General features: G+C 46.1%; 16 protein-coding genes. 5 read left to right on the top strand and 11 right to left on the bottom strand.

From position 1 onward, the window contains the following. The first annotated feature begins 41 nt into the window (after window positions 1–41). Window positions 42–2,369: a Tex family protein gene (locus HGG78_RS13635; protein ID WP_053312225.1), complete on the top strand. Its 2,328-nt coding sequence runs from the start codon at window positions 42–44 to the stop codon at window positions 2,367–2,369. Between the two features lie 117 nt (window positions 2,370–2,486). Here the strand turns inward: HGG78_RS13635 and HGG78_RS13630 are convergent, their stop codons facing one another. Both HGG78_RS13630 and bioH read right to left on the bottom strand, forming a co-directional pair. Beyond that, a complete protein-coding gene (locus HGG78_RS13630) occupies window positions 2,487–2,957 on the bottom strand; it encodes a hypothetical protein (protein ID WP_053312226.1) in 471 nt (156 codons plus the stop codon). Window positions 2,958–3,117: 160 nt separating this feature from the next. Further along, window positions 3,118–3,891 carry a pimeloyl-ACP methyl ester esterase BioH gene (gene bioH / locus HGG78_RS13625; protein ID WP_172533219.1) on the bottom strand — a complete coding sequence of 258 codons (774 nt, stop codon included), beginning with the start codon at window positions 3,889–3,891 and terminating at the stop codon, window positions 3,118–3,120. 88 nt (window positions 3,892–3,979) lie between these two features. Here bioH and HGG78_RS13620 point away from each other — a divergent pair, with 88 nt between their 5' ends. The 4 genes from HGG78_RS13620 (at window position 3,980) to cysQ (ending at window position 6,933) form a co-directional block, all read left to right on the top strand. Continuing rightward, window positions 3,980–4,684, top strand: a complete 705-nt coding sequence (locus tag HGG78_RS13620) for a ComF family protein (RefSeq protein WP_172533218.1) — start codon at window positions 3,980–3,982, stop codon at window positions 4,682–4,684. A gap of 101 nt (window positions 4,685–4,785) precedes the next feature. After that, window positions 4,786–5,373 carry a Fe-S biogenesis protein NfuA gene (nfuA, locus tag HGG78_RS13615; protein ID WP_172533217.1) on the top strand — a complete coding sequence of 196 codons (588 nt, stop codon included), beginning with the start codon at window positions 4,786–4,788 and terminating at the stop codon, window positions 5,371–5,373. A 162-nt stretch (window positions 5,374–5,535) separates the two neighbouring features. Then, window positions 5,536–6,081, top strand: coding sequence for an ADP compounds hydrolase NudE (gene nudE / locus HGG78_RS13610; protein ID WP_053312229.1), 546 nt, complete (start codon window positions 5,536–5,538; stop codon window positions 6,079–6,081). A 24-nt stretch (window positions 6,082–6,105) separates the two neighbouring features. Next, window positions 6,106–6,933, top strand: coding sequence for a 3'(2'),5'-bisphosphate nucleotidase CysQ (gene cysQ / locus HGG78_RS13605; RefSeq protein ID WP_168786871.1), 828 nt, complete (start codon window positions 6,106–6,108; stop codon window positions 6,931–6,933). Between the two features lie 44 nt (window positions 6,934–6,977). On the opposite strand, the gene HGG78_RS13600 is transcribed toward cysQ, so the two are convergent. The 9 genes from HGG78_RS13600 to gspF form a co-directional block, all read right to left on the bottom strand. Continuing rightward, a complete protein-coding gene (locus HGG78_RS13600; RefSeq protein WP_338326141.1) occupies window positions 6,978–7,736 on the bottom strand; it encodes a type II secretion system protein N in 759 nt (252 codons plus the stop codon). Next, window positions 7,737–8,231, bottom strand: coding sequence for a type II secretion system protein M (locus HGG78_RS13595; RefSeq protein WP_053312232.1), 495 nt, complete (start codon window positions 8,229–8,231; stop codon window positions 7,737–7,739). 10 nt (window positions 8,232–8,241) lie between these two features. Then, the gene (gene gspL / locus HGG78_RS13590) at window positions 8,242–9,453 is read right to left on the bottom strand and encodes a type II secretion system protein GspL (protein ID WP_172533216.1); all 1,212 of its coding nucleotides are present in this window, start codon (window positions 9,451–9,453) and stop codon (window positions 8,242–8,244) included. Next, window positions 9,422–10,456, bottom strand: coding sequence for a type II secretion system minor pseudopilin GspK (gene gspK / locus HGG78_RS13585; RefSeq protein ID WP_172533228.1), 1,035 nt, complete (start codon window positions 10,454–10,456; stop codon window positions 9,422–9,424). The genes gspL and gspK overlap by 32 nt, the downstream gene beginning before the upstream one ends. After that, on the bottom strand, window positions 10,446–11,096 hold the full coding sequence (gene gspJ, locus HGG78_RS13580; protein ID WP_172533215.1) for a type II secretion system minor pseudopilin GspJ: 651 nt from the start codon (window positions 11,094–11,096) through the stop codon (window positions 10,446–10,448). The genes gspK and gspJ overlap by 11 nt, the downstream gene beginning before the upstream one ends. Then, on the bottom strand, window positions 11,083–11,439 hold the full coding sequence (gspI, locus tag HGG78_RS13575; RefSeq protein WP_422108887.1) for a type II secretion system minor pseudopilin GspI: 357 nt from the start codon (window positions 11,437–11,439) through the stop codon (window positions 11,083–11,085). Before gspI ends, gspJ begins: the two co-directional genes overlap by 14 nt. Continuing rightward, window positions 11,429–12,007, bottom strand: a complete 579-nt coding sequence (gspH, locus tag HGG78_RS13570) for a type II secretion system minor pseudopilin GspH (RefSeq protein WP_053312237.1) — start codon at window positions 12,005–12,007, stop codon at window positions 11,429–11,431. The genes gspI and gspH overlap by 11 nt, the downstream gene beginning before the upstream one ends. Window positions 12,008–12,083: 76 nt before the next feature. Continuing rightward, the gene (gene gspG / locus HGG78_RS13565; protein ID WP_053312238.1) at window positions 12,084–12,527 is read right to left on the bottom strand and encodes a type II secretion system major pseudopilin GspG; all 444 of its coding nucleotides are present in this window, start codon (window positions 12,525–12,527) and stop codon (window positions 12,084–12,086) included. A gap of 53 nt (window positions 12,528–12,580) precedes the next feature. Then, window positions 12,581–13,801, bottom strand: coding sequence for a type II secretion system inner membrane protein GspF (gene gspF, locus HGG78_RS13560; RefSeq protein WP_053312239.1), 1,221 nt, complete (start codon window positions 13,799–13,801; stop codon window positions 12,581–12,583). Window positions 13,802–13,804 lie beyond the last annotated feature (3 nt).

The raw sequence follows: 13,804 nt of genomic DNA, 5'->3' as shown, positions 1-13,804 counted from the left end.
CACCCCTGGTGGTTCTACCGAACAATAAAGAGAACCCACGGATGAGCCAAGCTATCTGTAACATGATTGCTCAAGAACTGAATGTTCGCCCAGAGCAAGTGACCGCTGCGGTTACCCTAATTGATGACGGTAATACCGTTCCTTTTATCGCCCGTTATCGTAAAGAGGTCACGGGTGGGCTTGATGATACCCAACTGCGTAACCTAGATAGTCGTTTATCCTATTTGCGTGAGCTCGATGACCGCCGTCAAACGATTCTTAAGTCAATTCAAGAACAAGGCAAACTGACTGCAGAGCTAGAGCACGATATCAACCAAGCCGACAGCAAAACTCGCCTTGAAGATTTGTATCTACCTTACAAGCCTAAGCGTCGTACCAAGGGGCAAATTGCAATTGAAGCTGGCTTAGAGCCTTTAGCTGACAAGCTGTGGAATGAACCGCAAACCGACCCTGAAAGTGAAGCCATGCAATACATCAATGCAGAGCAAGGGGTCGCCGATAGCAAAGCAGCTTTAGATGGCGCGCGAGCCATTGTGATGGAACGTATTGCTGAAGATGCCAACTTACTGGAAAAAATTCGCCGCCATTTAACCCGCAATGCTCAACTGGTTTCGCGGGTGATTGATGGCAAAGAAAACACGGGTGAGAAATTCAAAGATTATTTCACTCACGATGAAGCAATCAGCAAAGTGCCATCACACCGAGCACTTGCCATGCTGCGCGGCCGTAATGAAGGCTTCTTAACGCTCAATATCAACGCAGACCCAGAACAAGAAGAAGGTGCGCGCCAGTCGTACTGCGAAACCATTATTGCCGAACATTATGGTATTCATTTAAGTTCAGCGCCTGCCGATAACTGGCGCAAGCAAGTCATTAGCTGGGCTTGGCGCATCAAGGTATCTATGCATATGGAAACCGAGCTGATGGGTGCAATGAAAGAACGAGCTGAAATCGAAGCGATTGAAGTCTTTGCCACTAACTTAAAAGACTTGTTGATGGCCGCTCCAGCTGGGCCGAGAGCCACTCTCGGCTTGGATCCTGGCTTACGAACGGGTTCTAAAATTGCCGTTGTTGACTCCACCGGTAAAGTACTGGCGACTGAAACCATCTACCCACACCAACCGCATAATCAGCATGAGAAATCAGCCAAAATTGTTGACCAACTGGTGCGTCAGTTTAATGTGGATTTGATTGCGATTGGCAACGGTACCGCCTCACGTGAAACCGATACCTTTGTCGCCGACGTGATTAAACGTGGCAATTTGAAGGTACAGAAAATTATCGTCAGTGAAGCTGGAGCATCGGTGTACTCCGCGTCTGAGCTAGCAGCCAAAGAGTTCCCCAATATGGATGTGTCGCTACGTGGCGCAGTCTCAATTGCTCGCCGCTTACAAGATCCACTTGCGGAGTTGGTGAAAATCGACCCGAAATCGATCGGTGTCGGTCAATACCAGCACGATGTCAGTCAGTCGATGCTCGCCAAACGCCTAGATGCGATTGTTGAAGACTGTGTAAACGCTGTCGGTGTTGATGTTAATACGGCTTCAGCAGCACTTTTGACTCGCGTTGCTGGCCTTTCCAATACGCTCGCACAGAATATTGTCGATTATCGCGATGAAAATGGACGCTTCGCTTCTCGTTCAACACTGAAAAAAGTAGCGCGCCTTGGACCTAAAGCATTTGAACAGTGTGCCGGCTTCTTGCGCATTATGGATGGTAAAAACCCTCTGGATGCTTCCGCTGTTCACCCAGAAGCCTACCCTGTAGTAAAAGCCATCGCTGAGAAAAATAATAAAGAGATCAAAGCACTGATCGGCAATAGTGATTTTCTACGTGGACTACACGCGGTGGATTACACCAATGACAACTTCGGTGTCCCTACCGTAAGCGACATTATCAAAGAGCTAGATAAACCAGGCCGAGATCCAAGACCAGAGTTTAAAACAGCGACCTTTGCCGACGGAGTCACCGAAGTAAAAGATCTTGAAATTGGTATGATTTTGGAGGGCGTTGTATCAAACGTGGCTAATTTTGGTGCCTTTATTGATATAGGTGTTCACCAAGATGGTTTAGTGCATATTTCTGCATTAACGGATCGCTATATTGCCGACCCTCGTGAAGTAGTCAAAGCGGGGGATATCGTCAAAGTAAAAGTAATGGAAGTGGATGTTCAACGTAAGCGTATTGCGCTTTCTATGCGTTTGAATGACGAACCTGGTCAAGACAATCGTAGCCAGAGAAGTAGCGCACCAAATCAACATCAGCACAAGCCGCGCAACCAGCAGCAAAATAACCGTCGTGAAGAGCCACAACAAAACGGTGCTATGGGTGGTGCATTTGCCGCCGCTTTCGCCAAAGCAAAAAAATAATTAGCCTAAGCTAGGCTAAAACAGCCCTGACATAGACGCTTAAAAACACAAATCCCCACTCATGCATCCGCATTGGGTGGGGATTTTATTTATCGCGATAGATAGCGTTACCGCTGCCTACAACACCGCAATGACTTCAGAAGGAGTATTAGGAGCAACTGCGTGGCCATAATGATATTTAATTACGGTTCGCCTGCGCGCCATTTTTCCCTCGGTTATCGCAGCATCAATAATGTGTTTAGGTAGCCTAAACCGCATTGCATAGCCTTTACCTTGTTCCTTGCTGTAAGTAGCGAGTGCTAATAGATCAAAGAGCCTTTCTAACTCACTTTTCTGCTCAGCTTGATAAGAAGTCGATGTTTCGTGTTCGGTGCCAACCTCATAGCCAGGATGCTCTGAAGGGTCCCATGACGACTGTTTTCGTCTTTTATCATCCGCTTTAACCTTACGCTCAGCGTTGGTTTTAGCCAGTTCAACGGTTGGCATAACCGGTGCACGAATTTTATTATCACGCGCAGCCTGTTCCGTTTGCACATTAACCGATGGGGCGATGAGTGGCACACTTATATTCGCTGGTGACACAATCATAGCCGAAACCTCCTCAGTATCGCCCGCCCCGCAAGGCTAGCCTTTAACTAAGCCAGCCTGGTTGGGTTAGATTATATATCGACCAGATTGCACAAACTTTTAGCATCTTTAACAAATATTTACTGTTTAGTGTTTATTTATCGCTAGTAGACCGATAACGTCATTGGCTACCTTGAGAAAAAGCAATCAGCTGTTGGCAAAAAGCATCAGACTCGGTCATAAAGGGGGCATGAGACGACTCACTAAAGATATATTGCTCACTTTTTGGCAAAGCTTGTTGCAGATCGTGCGCGACCTTAATCGGTACAAGGCCATCTAATCGACCATATAAACGCAATATCGGCACCGAAATGGTTGTCAGTTGCTCACGTAAATCGACATCAGCTAACATCTTAAGCCCGGCGAGTAAGGACTGCGGATTAGGGGACGGTCTCGACAATATCGCCTGTTTGAGCAATTTCACATCTTGCCTCGCAGAAGGGCTGCCCATCGCTTGCAATGCCATAAAGCGTTCAATAGTGGTGTGAAAATCATCAACCAATTGATCGGTAAAAGCACTAAGTACGTGAGGTTGAATACCTCGCCACGGTTTGTCAGCCGCAAATTTCGGTGAGCTAGCCACGGTGACAAGTTGACTAACGTATTCACTATGGTGCAGCGCCATATGCGTGGCGACTAGGCCACCAAGAGACCATCCAACCCAAATCGCCGCTTTTGGCGCTTGCTCGAGCAGCGCCAGAGCAATGGCTTCTAAACTAGCCGCATGATTATTCGCGCTGTGTCCATAACCGGGCAAATCGACAACATGGACACGAAAATGATGCTTCAGTACATCGACGGTTTGTTGCCATACTGCACCGTTCATTCCCCAGCCATGCACTAGGACTAAATCAGCCCCTTCTCCTTCCACTTGCCAATACAACGCTGTTGCCATGGTCGCAAACTCTCCCACTAAATTCATTCTTTTGCATTACAGAAATACCGATCATAGCAGAACATCTTTTCGCCACTTTCGGTGAGTTATGTTATCGCATTGGCTTCAAAAAACCATCTATCGCTTAGTCAGCAGGCAATGCCAACTTTGCCACCTACCGATCGCTGCACACCAAAATAGCGCTTGGTGTGAAACCTGCTTGACCTACTTTGCTCCCCAGCCTCGTTGCCAACAGTGTGGTTTGCCGACACTACTTAATGTACCGCAGTGCGGACAATGCCTAGCCAGCCCACCGCTTTGGCATCGTTTGTATTGTGTCGGTGATTATATATTTCCGCTCAACCACACCGTTCATAAACTGAAATACGAAGGGCAGTTTTGGCAAGCGCGTAATTTAAGCGCACTTTTGGCTCCACGAATTGATGAGCCAGCTCCTTTAATAACCAGCGTACCTCTGCACTGGGAAAGACGCTTAACACGAGGCTTCAATCAAAGTGAGTTACTCGCCAATCAATTAAGCAGACAACTTGTTAATGTCACTTGTGATCATCAACTGATCAAACGTAAGCGCGCCACGCCGCAGCAAAAAGGATTATCTAAGGCGCAGCGTAAACAAAACCTACAACATGCCTTTACACTACAACACAAGCCAAATCAGAAACATATCGCAATTGTTGACGATGTTGTCACCACAGGCAGTACTATCCAACAGATCTGTAAATTACTGCTTGAAGTTGGCGTCGAAAGGATTGATATTTATTGCATCTGCCGCACTCCTGAACCGAAAGATTAACCACTACGTTTTTGTTTAGAGAACAAAAAAGGACTGGATCCGCAGCTTTTCAGGAGTAGAATGGTGAGCAAATAGCCTACAAAATTACTCAGGTATTCGTCGTGTCAAATTCTATTACTATTACCGAAACAGCCCAAACCCATTTCGCCAAGTTGCTTGGTCAGCAACCTGATGGCACCAACATTCGTGTTTTTGTGGTGAACCCTGGTACCCAAAATGCGGAGTGCGGTGTGTCTTACTGCCCACCAGAAGCAGTAGAAGCGACCGATACTGAAATCAAATATGAAGCTTTCTCTGCTTATGTGGATGAGTTAAGCCTGCCTTTCTTGGAAGATGCAGAAATCGATTTTGTTACCGACAAAATGGGCTCTCAACTGACATTGAAAGCGCCAAACGCCAAAATGCGCAAAGTCGCAGATGACGCGAGTTTAATCGAACGTGTTGAATATGCGATTCAAACTCAAGTTAACCCACAACTTGCTGGCCACGGTGGTCATGTAAGCTTAGTGGAAATCACCGAAGATGGCGTTGCCATCGTAGCATTTGGCGGCGGTTGTAACGGTTGTTCAATGGTTGATGTGACCCTAAAAGAAGGCATCGAGAAAGAGCTACTTCAACAATTCGAAGGTGAATTGACTGCCGTTCGCGATGCGACAGAACATGACCGTGGTGATCACTCTTATTACTAACTGAGAACCAATAAAGTTAAGTTAGAACTAATAAAATGCCAAGCCGAGATAACATTCTCGGCTTTTTTTATCTTTAAATGCTTTCGCTACCGTTAGTTCTTTTCAAATCAAGCATTTTTCTCATATAGTTAGAAAAGTCATTTGCCTGTAAGGAATTAGCGTATGCCACCCAGAAAACTGCCCGATATTTTAGCGACCAACACGGAAGCGAAGTCGAAACTGTTTACGATTGAATCGTTGGATTTACGCTTTTCAAATGGGGAACAGCGCACCTATGAGCGAATGAAACCCAGCGGCCGACATGCAGTAATGATGGTGCCTATCACTGCGCAAGGTGATCTGCTATTAGTTCGAGAATATGCCGCAGGTACAGAACGTTATGAACTCGGTTTTCCCAAAGGTTTGATTGACCAAGGTGAAACACCACAACAAGCCGCTGTTCGTGAATTAAAAGAAGAGATTGGCTTCGGTGCCCATACGCTAACGCCTCTTAAAGAGGTCGTCCTCGCTCCCTCTTACTTTTCAAGTCGGATGACCCTATTCCTTGCGCAAGATCTATACTCAGAAAAGCTAGAAGGTGATGAACCCGAGCCATTAGAAGTGATTCGCTGGCCTTTAGCGCAAGCTGAAGAGCTACTCACCCATCTCGACTTTTGTGAAGCCCGAAGTATTACCGCACTACTGCTTGCTTTGCGCCGCTTAAAATAACGAAGCAGAGCTAAAGGATTGATGATGCCAACAGCCAAAGATTTATCTCACCTATTGCCAAATGTCATTGAAATTGCACGCTCCGCAGGGCAATTGATTCTCGACATCTACGAGAAAAAAAACTACGAAGCTTTTACTAAAAGTGACCACACACCTGTCACGAGCGCTGATCTTGCGGCCCATAAATTCATCAATGAACGACTGAGCGAGCTAACACCAGACATTCCGGTATTGTCCGAAGAAGCAGCCGACATCAGTTTAGAAAAACGTAGCCAATGGAATCGTTATTGGTTAGTCGACCCACTGGATGGCACCCAAGAGTTTATTGCTCGCAGCGGTGACTTTGCCACCATCATTGCTTTAATTGAGGATAACAAACCTGTGATGGGTGTGGTGTATGGACCAGTTTCTGGTGTGACTTATTATGCTTATACGGGCAAAGGGGCATGGAAAATTCCCGATATGTCTGAAAACCTACGTATTCAAACCCACAAGCATGAAACTCCGGGACAATCGATCGCCATTGCGATTAGCCGTCGTCAAGACATCAACCGCATCACTAACCGCATGAGCAGTGCTTGGAATTATGAGCTAGTGCCACTTGGCTCTGCCGCTTTAAAAGCGTGTTTAGTTGCTGAAGGGGCTGTTGACTGTTATTTGCGCTTAGGGCCAACCGGTGAATGGGACACGGCGGCGACTCAATGTATTGTTGAAGAAGCTGGGGGGAGAATCCTCAGCACTCTGCTAGAGCCGTTGTCATACAACGAGCGAGAAACGTTAGAAAACCCGAATTTCATCGTGCTTGGTGACGCGGGCTTACCTTGGGACGATATCCTTAAAGTAAAAGGCTGACCACTTGGGTCAGCCTCTAAATTTTCGCGGTTAAGTTTTCAGCCTTACAGTTGCCCTTGGTACTGGAACTGATATCGACCTTGGTTATCAGGATTACCAACCCACTTTAGCTGCTCGCCCATTTCGCTTGGAAATTGTGCTTCCGGCTTAAACCATGCTTGAAAGCTATAATTCATGTCTGGCTTAAGCTGCGCAGAGAAATCACTACTGACTTGCGCACTGCTTTGTTGGCCGGTCAATGCCACATCATTGGCTTGGCAAGTTAAATCAGCCACTACAGGGCCTGGAGACAACTCTCCTAACGGTGAGCCTATTTTGCTATCGGTCCATGCTAATGTACCTTGAGCCGACTCACACCATGGACTTGAGTATTGATACTGCTTGAGTGACAGTTCTAGCTGACCTTGGAGATCAATAGGAAATGGCAAGACTAGTGCTGCTGTTAGCTGCTTAGTCGCGGCAGACAGCACCAAGTTTTCCGCGTAAGGACCAGACAAACTAAGACCGACATTACCTTTACCTCGCACGCCCATATCACTACCTCGCCCAAAGCGCACGGCCGCTTCTAACTTAGCCACAAACAGTGATGACAGTTGAATATCCCATTTCAGGTCACCGATATTTTGCCCCTGCCAAAATACCTGCTGAGCACTGCCAGACCAAATCGTCCCCGCGATACCTGTGATGCGTAATTCAGGTGGCATCGGAGCTTGGCTTACGACAAAAGAGGCCGGAATATGTGCAACCAAACTTGTTGTAAAAGCCAGTAGCGGCAGTCCACCATATAACCATCCATGTTTCACCTAGCCACCTCGCTTCAATTGCAGACGTTTCACTTCAACCACACCACTTTGCTGCGCTCGGCCAATATCCATAAACTCAACATCAACACCTTGAGTTTCTTTTAGAAACGCAATCCAATCGACCAACTTGGTGAAAGGCAAAGGTTGAACCCATACTTGCATCATCTCATCACGAGGTTGGATTCGAATGAGTTCAATCTGAAAACGCTGTGCACTTGAAGAAATCACTTGGTTAAACGGCTGATTGGATGCAACGACACCACCTTGTGCACGTAATCGGACAATATCATCCGCTTTATCTGTTACCCAATTCAGTAACTGTTTTTCACTCACAATACGCGCTTTAGCCAGCTCAGTTCTTTGATCTAATGGCGACAAAACGCCCCAATAAATCACCCCGACAATGCCCAACACCAAACAACCCAACACCATTTTTTGTTCGCGAGCACTGATACTCGTCCACCAAGCTTGAAGTGCGTTAAGACTATTTTTCATTCAACTCACCTCATTTACTTTTGAGTACAAAAGTACCATTCACAATCTCACCGGAGCGGTTTAACTGCCCTTGCTCAACCATAAACTGCTTTTCCAGTTGAACGCGCGCTAACTCAAAGCTCTGAAAATCGTTGCTTTGTGCTTCAAGACGAATTTCACCACGATTGCCATCATATTTAACACTTTGCAAACGCATGTTCGGCACACTACCGATACTTGCTGGCAGCTTAGCTAACCATTCAAGCATGGCGCCACCACTGCCGCCACCGGCAAGACGCGACGCTTCATCATTCATCTGTCTTTTTAAATAGCTAACCGTCGGTATCTTCTGTTTATCAGGGAAAACGGCGCGAAAAACGCGTTCACTTTCGACTCGGTAAGCGGTCGCTTGTGTCTCGTATTGCCCTGATTGCAATACGTTATAAGCCGTCGAGATCACCAATAACAAACACGCGGCCAACGTACTTTTTTGCCAAACCTGCCAATGCTTGAAGAAAGAAGATTTAGCTTTGAAACTACCGGTTAACAACGTAATTTTGCTCGCAATGGCTTGCTCTGTAAGCAGCGCCATCACTAATTGAGGTTCAGCTTGCTGCCAATGTTGACCTTCAGCCAAGGTTAACTCCGGTAAAGGGGTATAAGCATTCAGCGGCAAGTATTGATCATCTTGTTTCACCCATTCCGAATGGCTAAACAGATCTAACCACTCAGCCTCAAGGCTTACGCCTAAATATTCCTCTTTACGAATCAGCCACTCTTTACCCATTTGCAGTGCTGATAACCCGTCATGCAAAGGAACGGTGAGCACATCTGGTAGCACTTTCTTAACTTCCATTCCTGCCGATTTTAACTGTTCAAGGCAGTGGGTAAGATAGCTACGATCAACCCCCGCTACATAAGCGGTTGACGCCGTTTTCTGCAAAATAGCAAAATGCAGGTCATCGACATCTTGAGCAATCTCATCTTCAATTAAATAAGGCAACATAGATTCCAACTGACGAGAAGCGCCCGATGGAATATCAACCTTCGTAAGTACCAAATCGCTTGCAGCCAGCAACACAATTGTGGTTCGCTGCGCAGCGTAAGTAGCGAGCTCAGATAACTGCTCCCAACCAGATATTTCACCACTGGCAATGACTTCTTGTTGTTGTGATGACCACACCAACCAAGGTATTTCAGCGTCCTGTTGACTACTCAGTCGAACGGTCAGAAACTCGCTCACTGATCCCTCCAAAGCGACGGCGTACTACCGTTGCGGTTTCTCTATTATCACTAAACAATAAACTGCGAATGCGAACTCGCGAGTCATCAACCAATATTTGAGCATCGAGTTCAAAGTAAGCGCTATCCACTGAGAGATACTGTTTCGCTTCATCTTTCACTTTGCTATCTACGGCGGCAATTGATGCCTCCGCTAAGAAATCATCGACACTCCCCCACCCATCAAATGGACGGTTTTCTAATACGTTTTTTGCATCAGATTCACTTAAATGCGGGCTGAACATCGCCACCAGCAATTTTGCGTTCTCTGGTGCGACAGTATTAACGTTTAATCGCCAATCATCGCTTGGCAATGCACAAACGTAAGGAGCTATACGTTGTATCACGTCCCCCGTCACTTGCTGCACTGCGCGAAGTTCGCTGCTATCAGCCAGTAAAGTGTTAGCCGCTAAATAAGCCGGAGACATCGACTCATAATAGCTGTCTTCAACACCGTAAGATGACTGGACATTGCTGTCTTCATCAATGTATTCCCATGCTGAATCAGCAATCACCTCAGCTTGGTAGCTATCAACTTCTGACTCTTCCAATAAATATTGCAGCACCTGCACTAAATAGGGCTTATTAGCTCCGCCTGTAGTGGGCGTAACTCGAGCTAATACATTGAGATTAAAACACGCCTGCTTATCGGTAACACGACCCTTAACTGTGCCGTAATCGAGAGGGTAGGTTTGCTCTTCCAACGCCCAAGACTGACTCAAATTAATGTTATCGCCATCTTTGTAGCTCTGCTCTATAGCAGCTTGCGCTAACGATTCAACCCCAAGGCTATACCAGTAAGCCTGTTGATAGTTGATCTGATTACTGGCTCTTTGAAACTGAGTAAATAAACGTTCTGACATGGTCGCCGCAATTGACACCATGATCGCCAGCAGCAATAAAATAACAATCAATGCCACACCTTGTTGCGAACGCCTGCCTTGTAGTGAGCGATTATGATGCATCATTATCAGCTCCCTGCGTGTTCTGGTTGATGGCACCACCTGACGTCAGATAAATACGTTCAATTTCACCGTAATCTTTCAGCACTAGCTTCACCGCGACGGCTTGCGGTATTTTTAATGATTCTTGCCAATCCTCACTCCATTTGTCATTGCTATAAAAACGCAATGACATTGATTCCACCTCTGACAAGAGTGGCGTGATAATGCCCTCTTGACTAGCAGGCGTATCAGGGTAACGCCACCAAATGCGTTCAAGTACCCCTTCTTTGATGCGATAACCTACTTTAGTTACTTCGCCACGTGGAAATTGTTGCTGTGGGTTATGCCAACCAAGACGAGCAAACAACACACCCTTTTGATCGGAGTCGAGCAAGTACTCTTTCCACTGCAACATCTGTTCATTGGGCTCTTCACCATTGGTACGAAATTGACGGGTGGCCATTTGGCGAAAATCACCGTCCATTAACACCATGGCTCGCTGCAACGCATTTAAACGCTGGCTGCGCTGCTGAGAAATTTCATTGCTACGCTGTACCTGATTAAGCACCTGATAAGCACCAACACTTAAACTCGCAAAAATAGCGATCGCCACCAGCACTTCAATCAGAGTAAAACCTTGGCGTTTTTTATTTGACGACATAGCTTCTCACCGTCACCAAAGGTGATCCTTGTTTCTCTAATGCTGCACTGACATCAAACGCTTTCAATAAATTATCAGCCGTAGGCACTAACGTGACTTTCCAATACCAAGTACGCCCTGCCAACTCTTGTGTTCCTGTTTGCGCTTTCAAGCTTTTAGGGTTGAGCATCACTTGCGCCATTTGATTATCGACCACCATCGCAGCAAAGTTTTTTTCTTCCAAATAGCTGATGGTGTTAATGTGTTGGCTCACTGAACGAATAACGCTGATCGACGCGGTGGCAAAAATCGCTAGAGCAACCAAGACTTCTAATAAGGTCATGCCTCGTGTTCTACGCATCATCCGATGCCCCTGGCTCTAATAGCTTAATTTCGCCATTGTCTTTGACAATAACCCGCCAACCTTGCTCGGCATCTTGCGTGTTGGGATATATGCTCAAGACAAAGGGCGTTAGCTCGCCACTCGACAAGATAAACACTTGCGGTGGTCGCTGTTTTTCTTGCTCTTTCTCTTCAGCAAACATCTCTTCATCAAATAAAGAGCCTGGCTTAAACAGCCGATCATCATTCTTCCAAGCGTCACCCCCAAGCTCAAATTGCATCGCGAGCTCTTCTAGAAGTTGAATTTCGGTGGTCATTTTTTTACTCTCTAATGGCTGCCAACCTTTGTCATCCAATGCTAGGAACACAAGACGTGATGTCTTCTCATCCACTCGCAAACCAAAGTCCTTACCACTGAGAATCGCTTCTTCATTCACCAGTTGCAGACGTTGGTACAAACTCATCGCATATTGTTTTGCTTCATCTTTTCCTGAACTAGGAAGCGTAGCAATGACTGCCACAGCACTAAGAGAAAGCAGTACTAGCACGAGTAATATTTCGAGTAGGGTGAAACCACGTTTGCTTGTCATCAGAAAATAGCTGTCATTAGAAAATCGTTGCCGTCAGAAAAATGAGGCGACCCGATAGTCGCCCTCTGTTATTTGCTTATCGGAAGTCTTGCATGTTCCAGTTGCCAATATCGGCACTCACCCCTTCACCGCCTTCTTGACCATCAGCACCTAAGGTGAAAATGTCCACGGTACCATTGTCGCCAGGGCTTAGGTATTGGTAAGGGTTACCCCAAGGGTCATTCGGTAAACGACGAATGTACCCACCATCACGATAATTACGTGGTTCTGGGCTAGACGGCTTAGTCACTAACGCCTCAAGTCCTTGATCGGTTGTTGGATAAACGCTGTTATCAAGCTTGTACATATCCAAAGCATTTTCTAATGCCACGATGTCGGTGATGGCTTTTTGTTGGTCGGCTTTTTCTTTGTTTCCCAATAAATTAGGAACAACAAAGCTCGCTAAAATACCCAAAATCACCACCACAACCATTACTTCAAGCAAGGTAAAACCTGATTGCTTGTTTGCTTTTTTTCTCATTCCAATCTCCAACGTAGTTTTTGTCTAAATAACAGGTGAATGCTTACCTATTACTAACGACTCATTAAATTATTCATTTCTAAAATTGGCATCAAGGTCGCCATTACGATAAATAGCACCAAACCTGCCATTAAAGCGATTAGCGCCGGGGTGAAAATGCCCAATGCGATATTGATGGTCGACTCAAAGTTTGCGTCCTGGTTATCCGCAGCACGAGTCAACATACTTTCAAGTTCACCACTTTGCTCACCACTGGCGATCATATGCAACATCATCGGTGGGAATAATTTGGTTTGATCCAATGCCTTACGTAAACTGGCACCTTCACGTACATTATCGGCAGCCATCGTTACTTGCTGCTTGACGTATTGGTTTGCCATTACGTCCACCGCCACCTTCATACCTTCCAAAATAGGAATGGCACTGGAGGTACAAATAGACAAGGTGCGTGCAAAACGTGAGGTATTCAAACCGCGCGAGATCTTGCCTATCATCGGCATGTAAATTACTTTTCGGTCCCACTTCAAACGTAAATTTGGTTTACTCAGTAACCATTTAGCAAGGAAGACCAGTGCAATGGTTAGCACTAATAGCTGTATACCCCAGTGCTGAATAAAATCACTCGATGACAACAGGAATTGAGTCGACTTAGGTAATTCCTGCCCCATCTGTACAAACTGGCCAATAATTTTCGGCACGACCGCCGCCAGCAAAAAGGCGACAATACCGACGGCAAAAACAACCAAGACGATTGGATAGATCATGGCTTGCATCAGCTTTGAACGCATTTTTTGGCGATTTTCTGCATAATCAGCCAAGCGTTCCAACACCGAATCAAGATGTCCTGATTTTTCACCCGCAGCAACCATTGAACGAAACAATTCATCGAAAATATGTGGGTAGTCACCCAAGCTATCCGATAATGTGTAGCCTTCGGTCACTTTTGAACGCACTGCTGCTAACATGTTACGAATTCGCGGCTTTTCAGACTGTTCGGATACCGCTTTTAAACACTCTTCCAGTGGCATTCCTGACTGCACTAGCGTCGATAATTGGCGCGTGATTAATGCTAAGTCTGGCGTGCTAATGCCGCGTTTCATGCTAAACGGTGACTGTTCTTGCTTCGCTGCTTTCGCTTTGGTTCCCAGCACTTCAACCGGAATTAGCCCTTGCTCTTTTAAGCGTTGGCGAACTTGACGGGCATTATCACCTTCAATAACACCCTTTTTTTGTTTGCCTTTAGCATCTAATGCTTTGTATTCAAATGCGGCCATTAA

The sequence above is a fragment of the Vibrio aestuarianus genome (assembly GCF_012395185.1).
Taxonomy (GTDB): domain Bacteria; phylum Pseudomonadota; class Gammaproteobacteria; order Enterobacterales; family Vibrionaceae; genus Vibrio; species Vibrio aestuarianus.
This window is presented reverse-complemented; position numbering and strand designations above follow the sequence as displayed.

Coding starts and splice junctions, on each gene's coding strand:
- HGG78_RS13635 (WP_053312225.1), top strand. CDS start 42: ATGAGCCAAGCTATCTGTAACATGATTGCTCAAGAACTGAATGTTCGC.
- HGG78_RS13630 (WP_053312226.1), bottom strand. CDS start 2,957: ATGATTGTGTCACCAGCGAATATAAGTGTGCCACTCATCGCCCCATCG.
- bioH (WP_172533219.1), bottom strand. CDS start 3,891: ATGGCAACAGCGTTGTATTGGCAAGTGGAAGGAGAAGGGGCTGATTTA.
- HGG78_RS13620 (WP_172533218.1), top strand. CDS start 3,980: ATGTTATCGCATTGGCTTCAAAAAACCATCTATCGCTTAGTCAGCAGG.
- nudE (WP_053312229.1), top strand. CDS start 5,536: ATGCCACCCAGAAAACTGCCCGATATTTTAGCGACCAACACGGAAGCG.
- cysQ (WP_168786871.1), top strand. CDS start 6,106: ATGCCAACAGCCAAAGATTTATCTCACCTATTGCCAAATGTCATTGAA.
- HGG78_RS13595 (WP_053312232.1), bottom strand. CDS start 8,231: ATGAAAAATAGTCTTAACGCACTTCAAGCTTGGTGGACGAGTATCAGT.
- gspK (WP_172533228.1), bottom strand. CDS start 10,456: ATGCATCATAATCGCTCACTACAAGGCAGGCGTTCGCAACAAGGTGTG.
- gspJ (WP_172533215.1), bottom strand. CDS start 11,096: ATGTCGTCAAATAAAAAACGCCAAGGTTTTACTCTGATTGAAGTGCTG.
- gspI (WP_422108887.1), bottom strand. CDS start 11,439: ATGATGCGTAGAACACGAGGCATGACCTTATTAGAAGTCTTGGTTGCT.
- gspH (WP_053312237.1), bottom strand. CDS start 12,007: ATGACAAGCAAACGTGGTTTCACCCTACTCGAAATATTACTCGTGCTA.
- gspG (WP_053312238.1), bottom strand. CDS start 12,527: ATGAGAAAAAAAGCAAACAAGCAATCAGGTTTTACCTTGCTTGAAGTA.
- gspF (WP_053312239.1), bottom strand. CDS start 13,801: ATGGCCGCATTTGAATACAAAGCATTAGATGCTAAAGGCAAACAAAAA.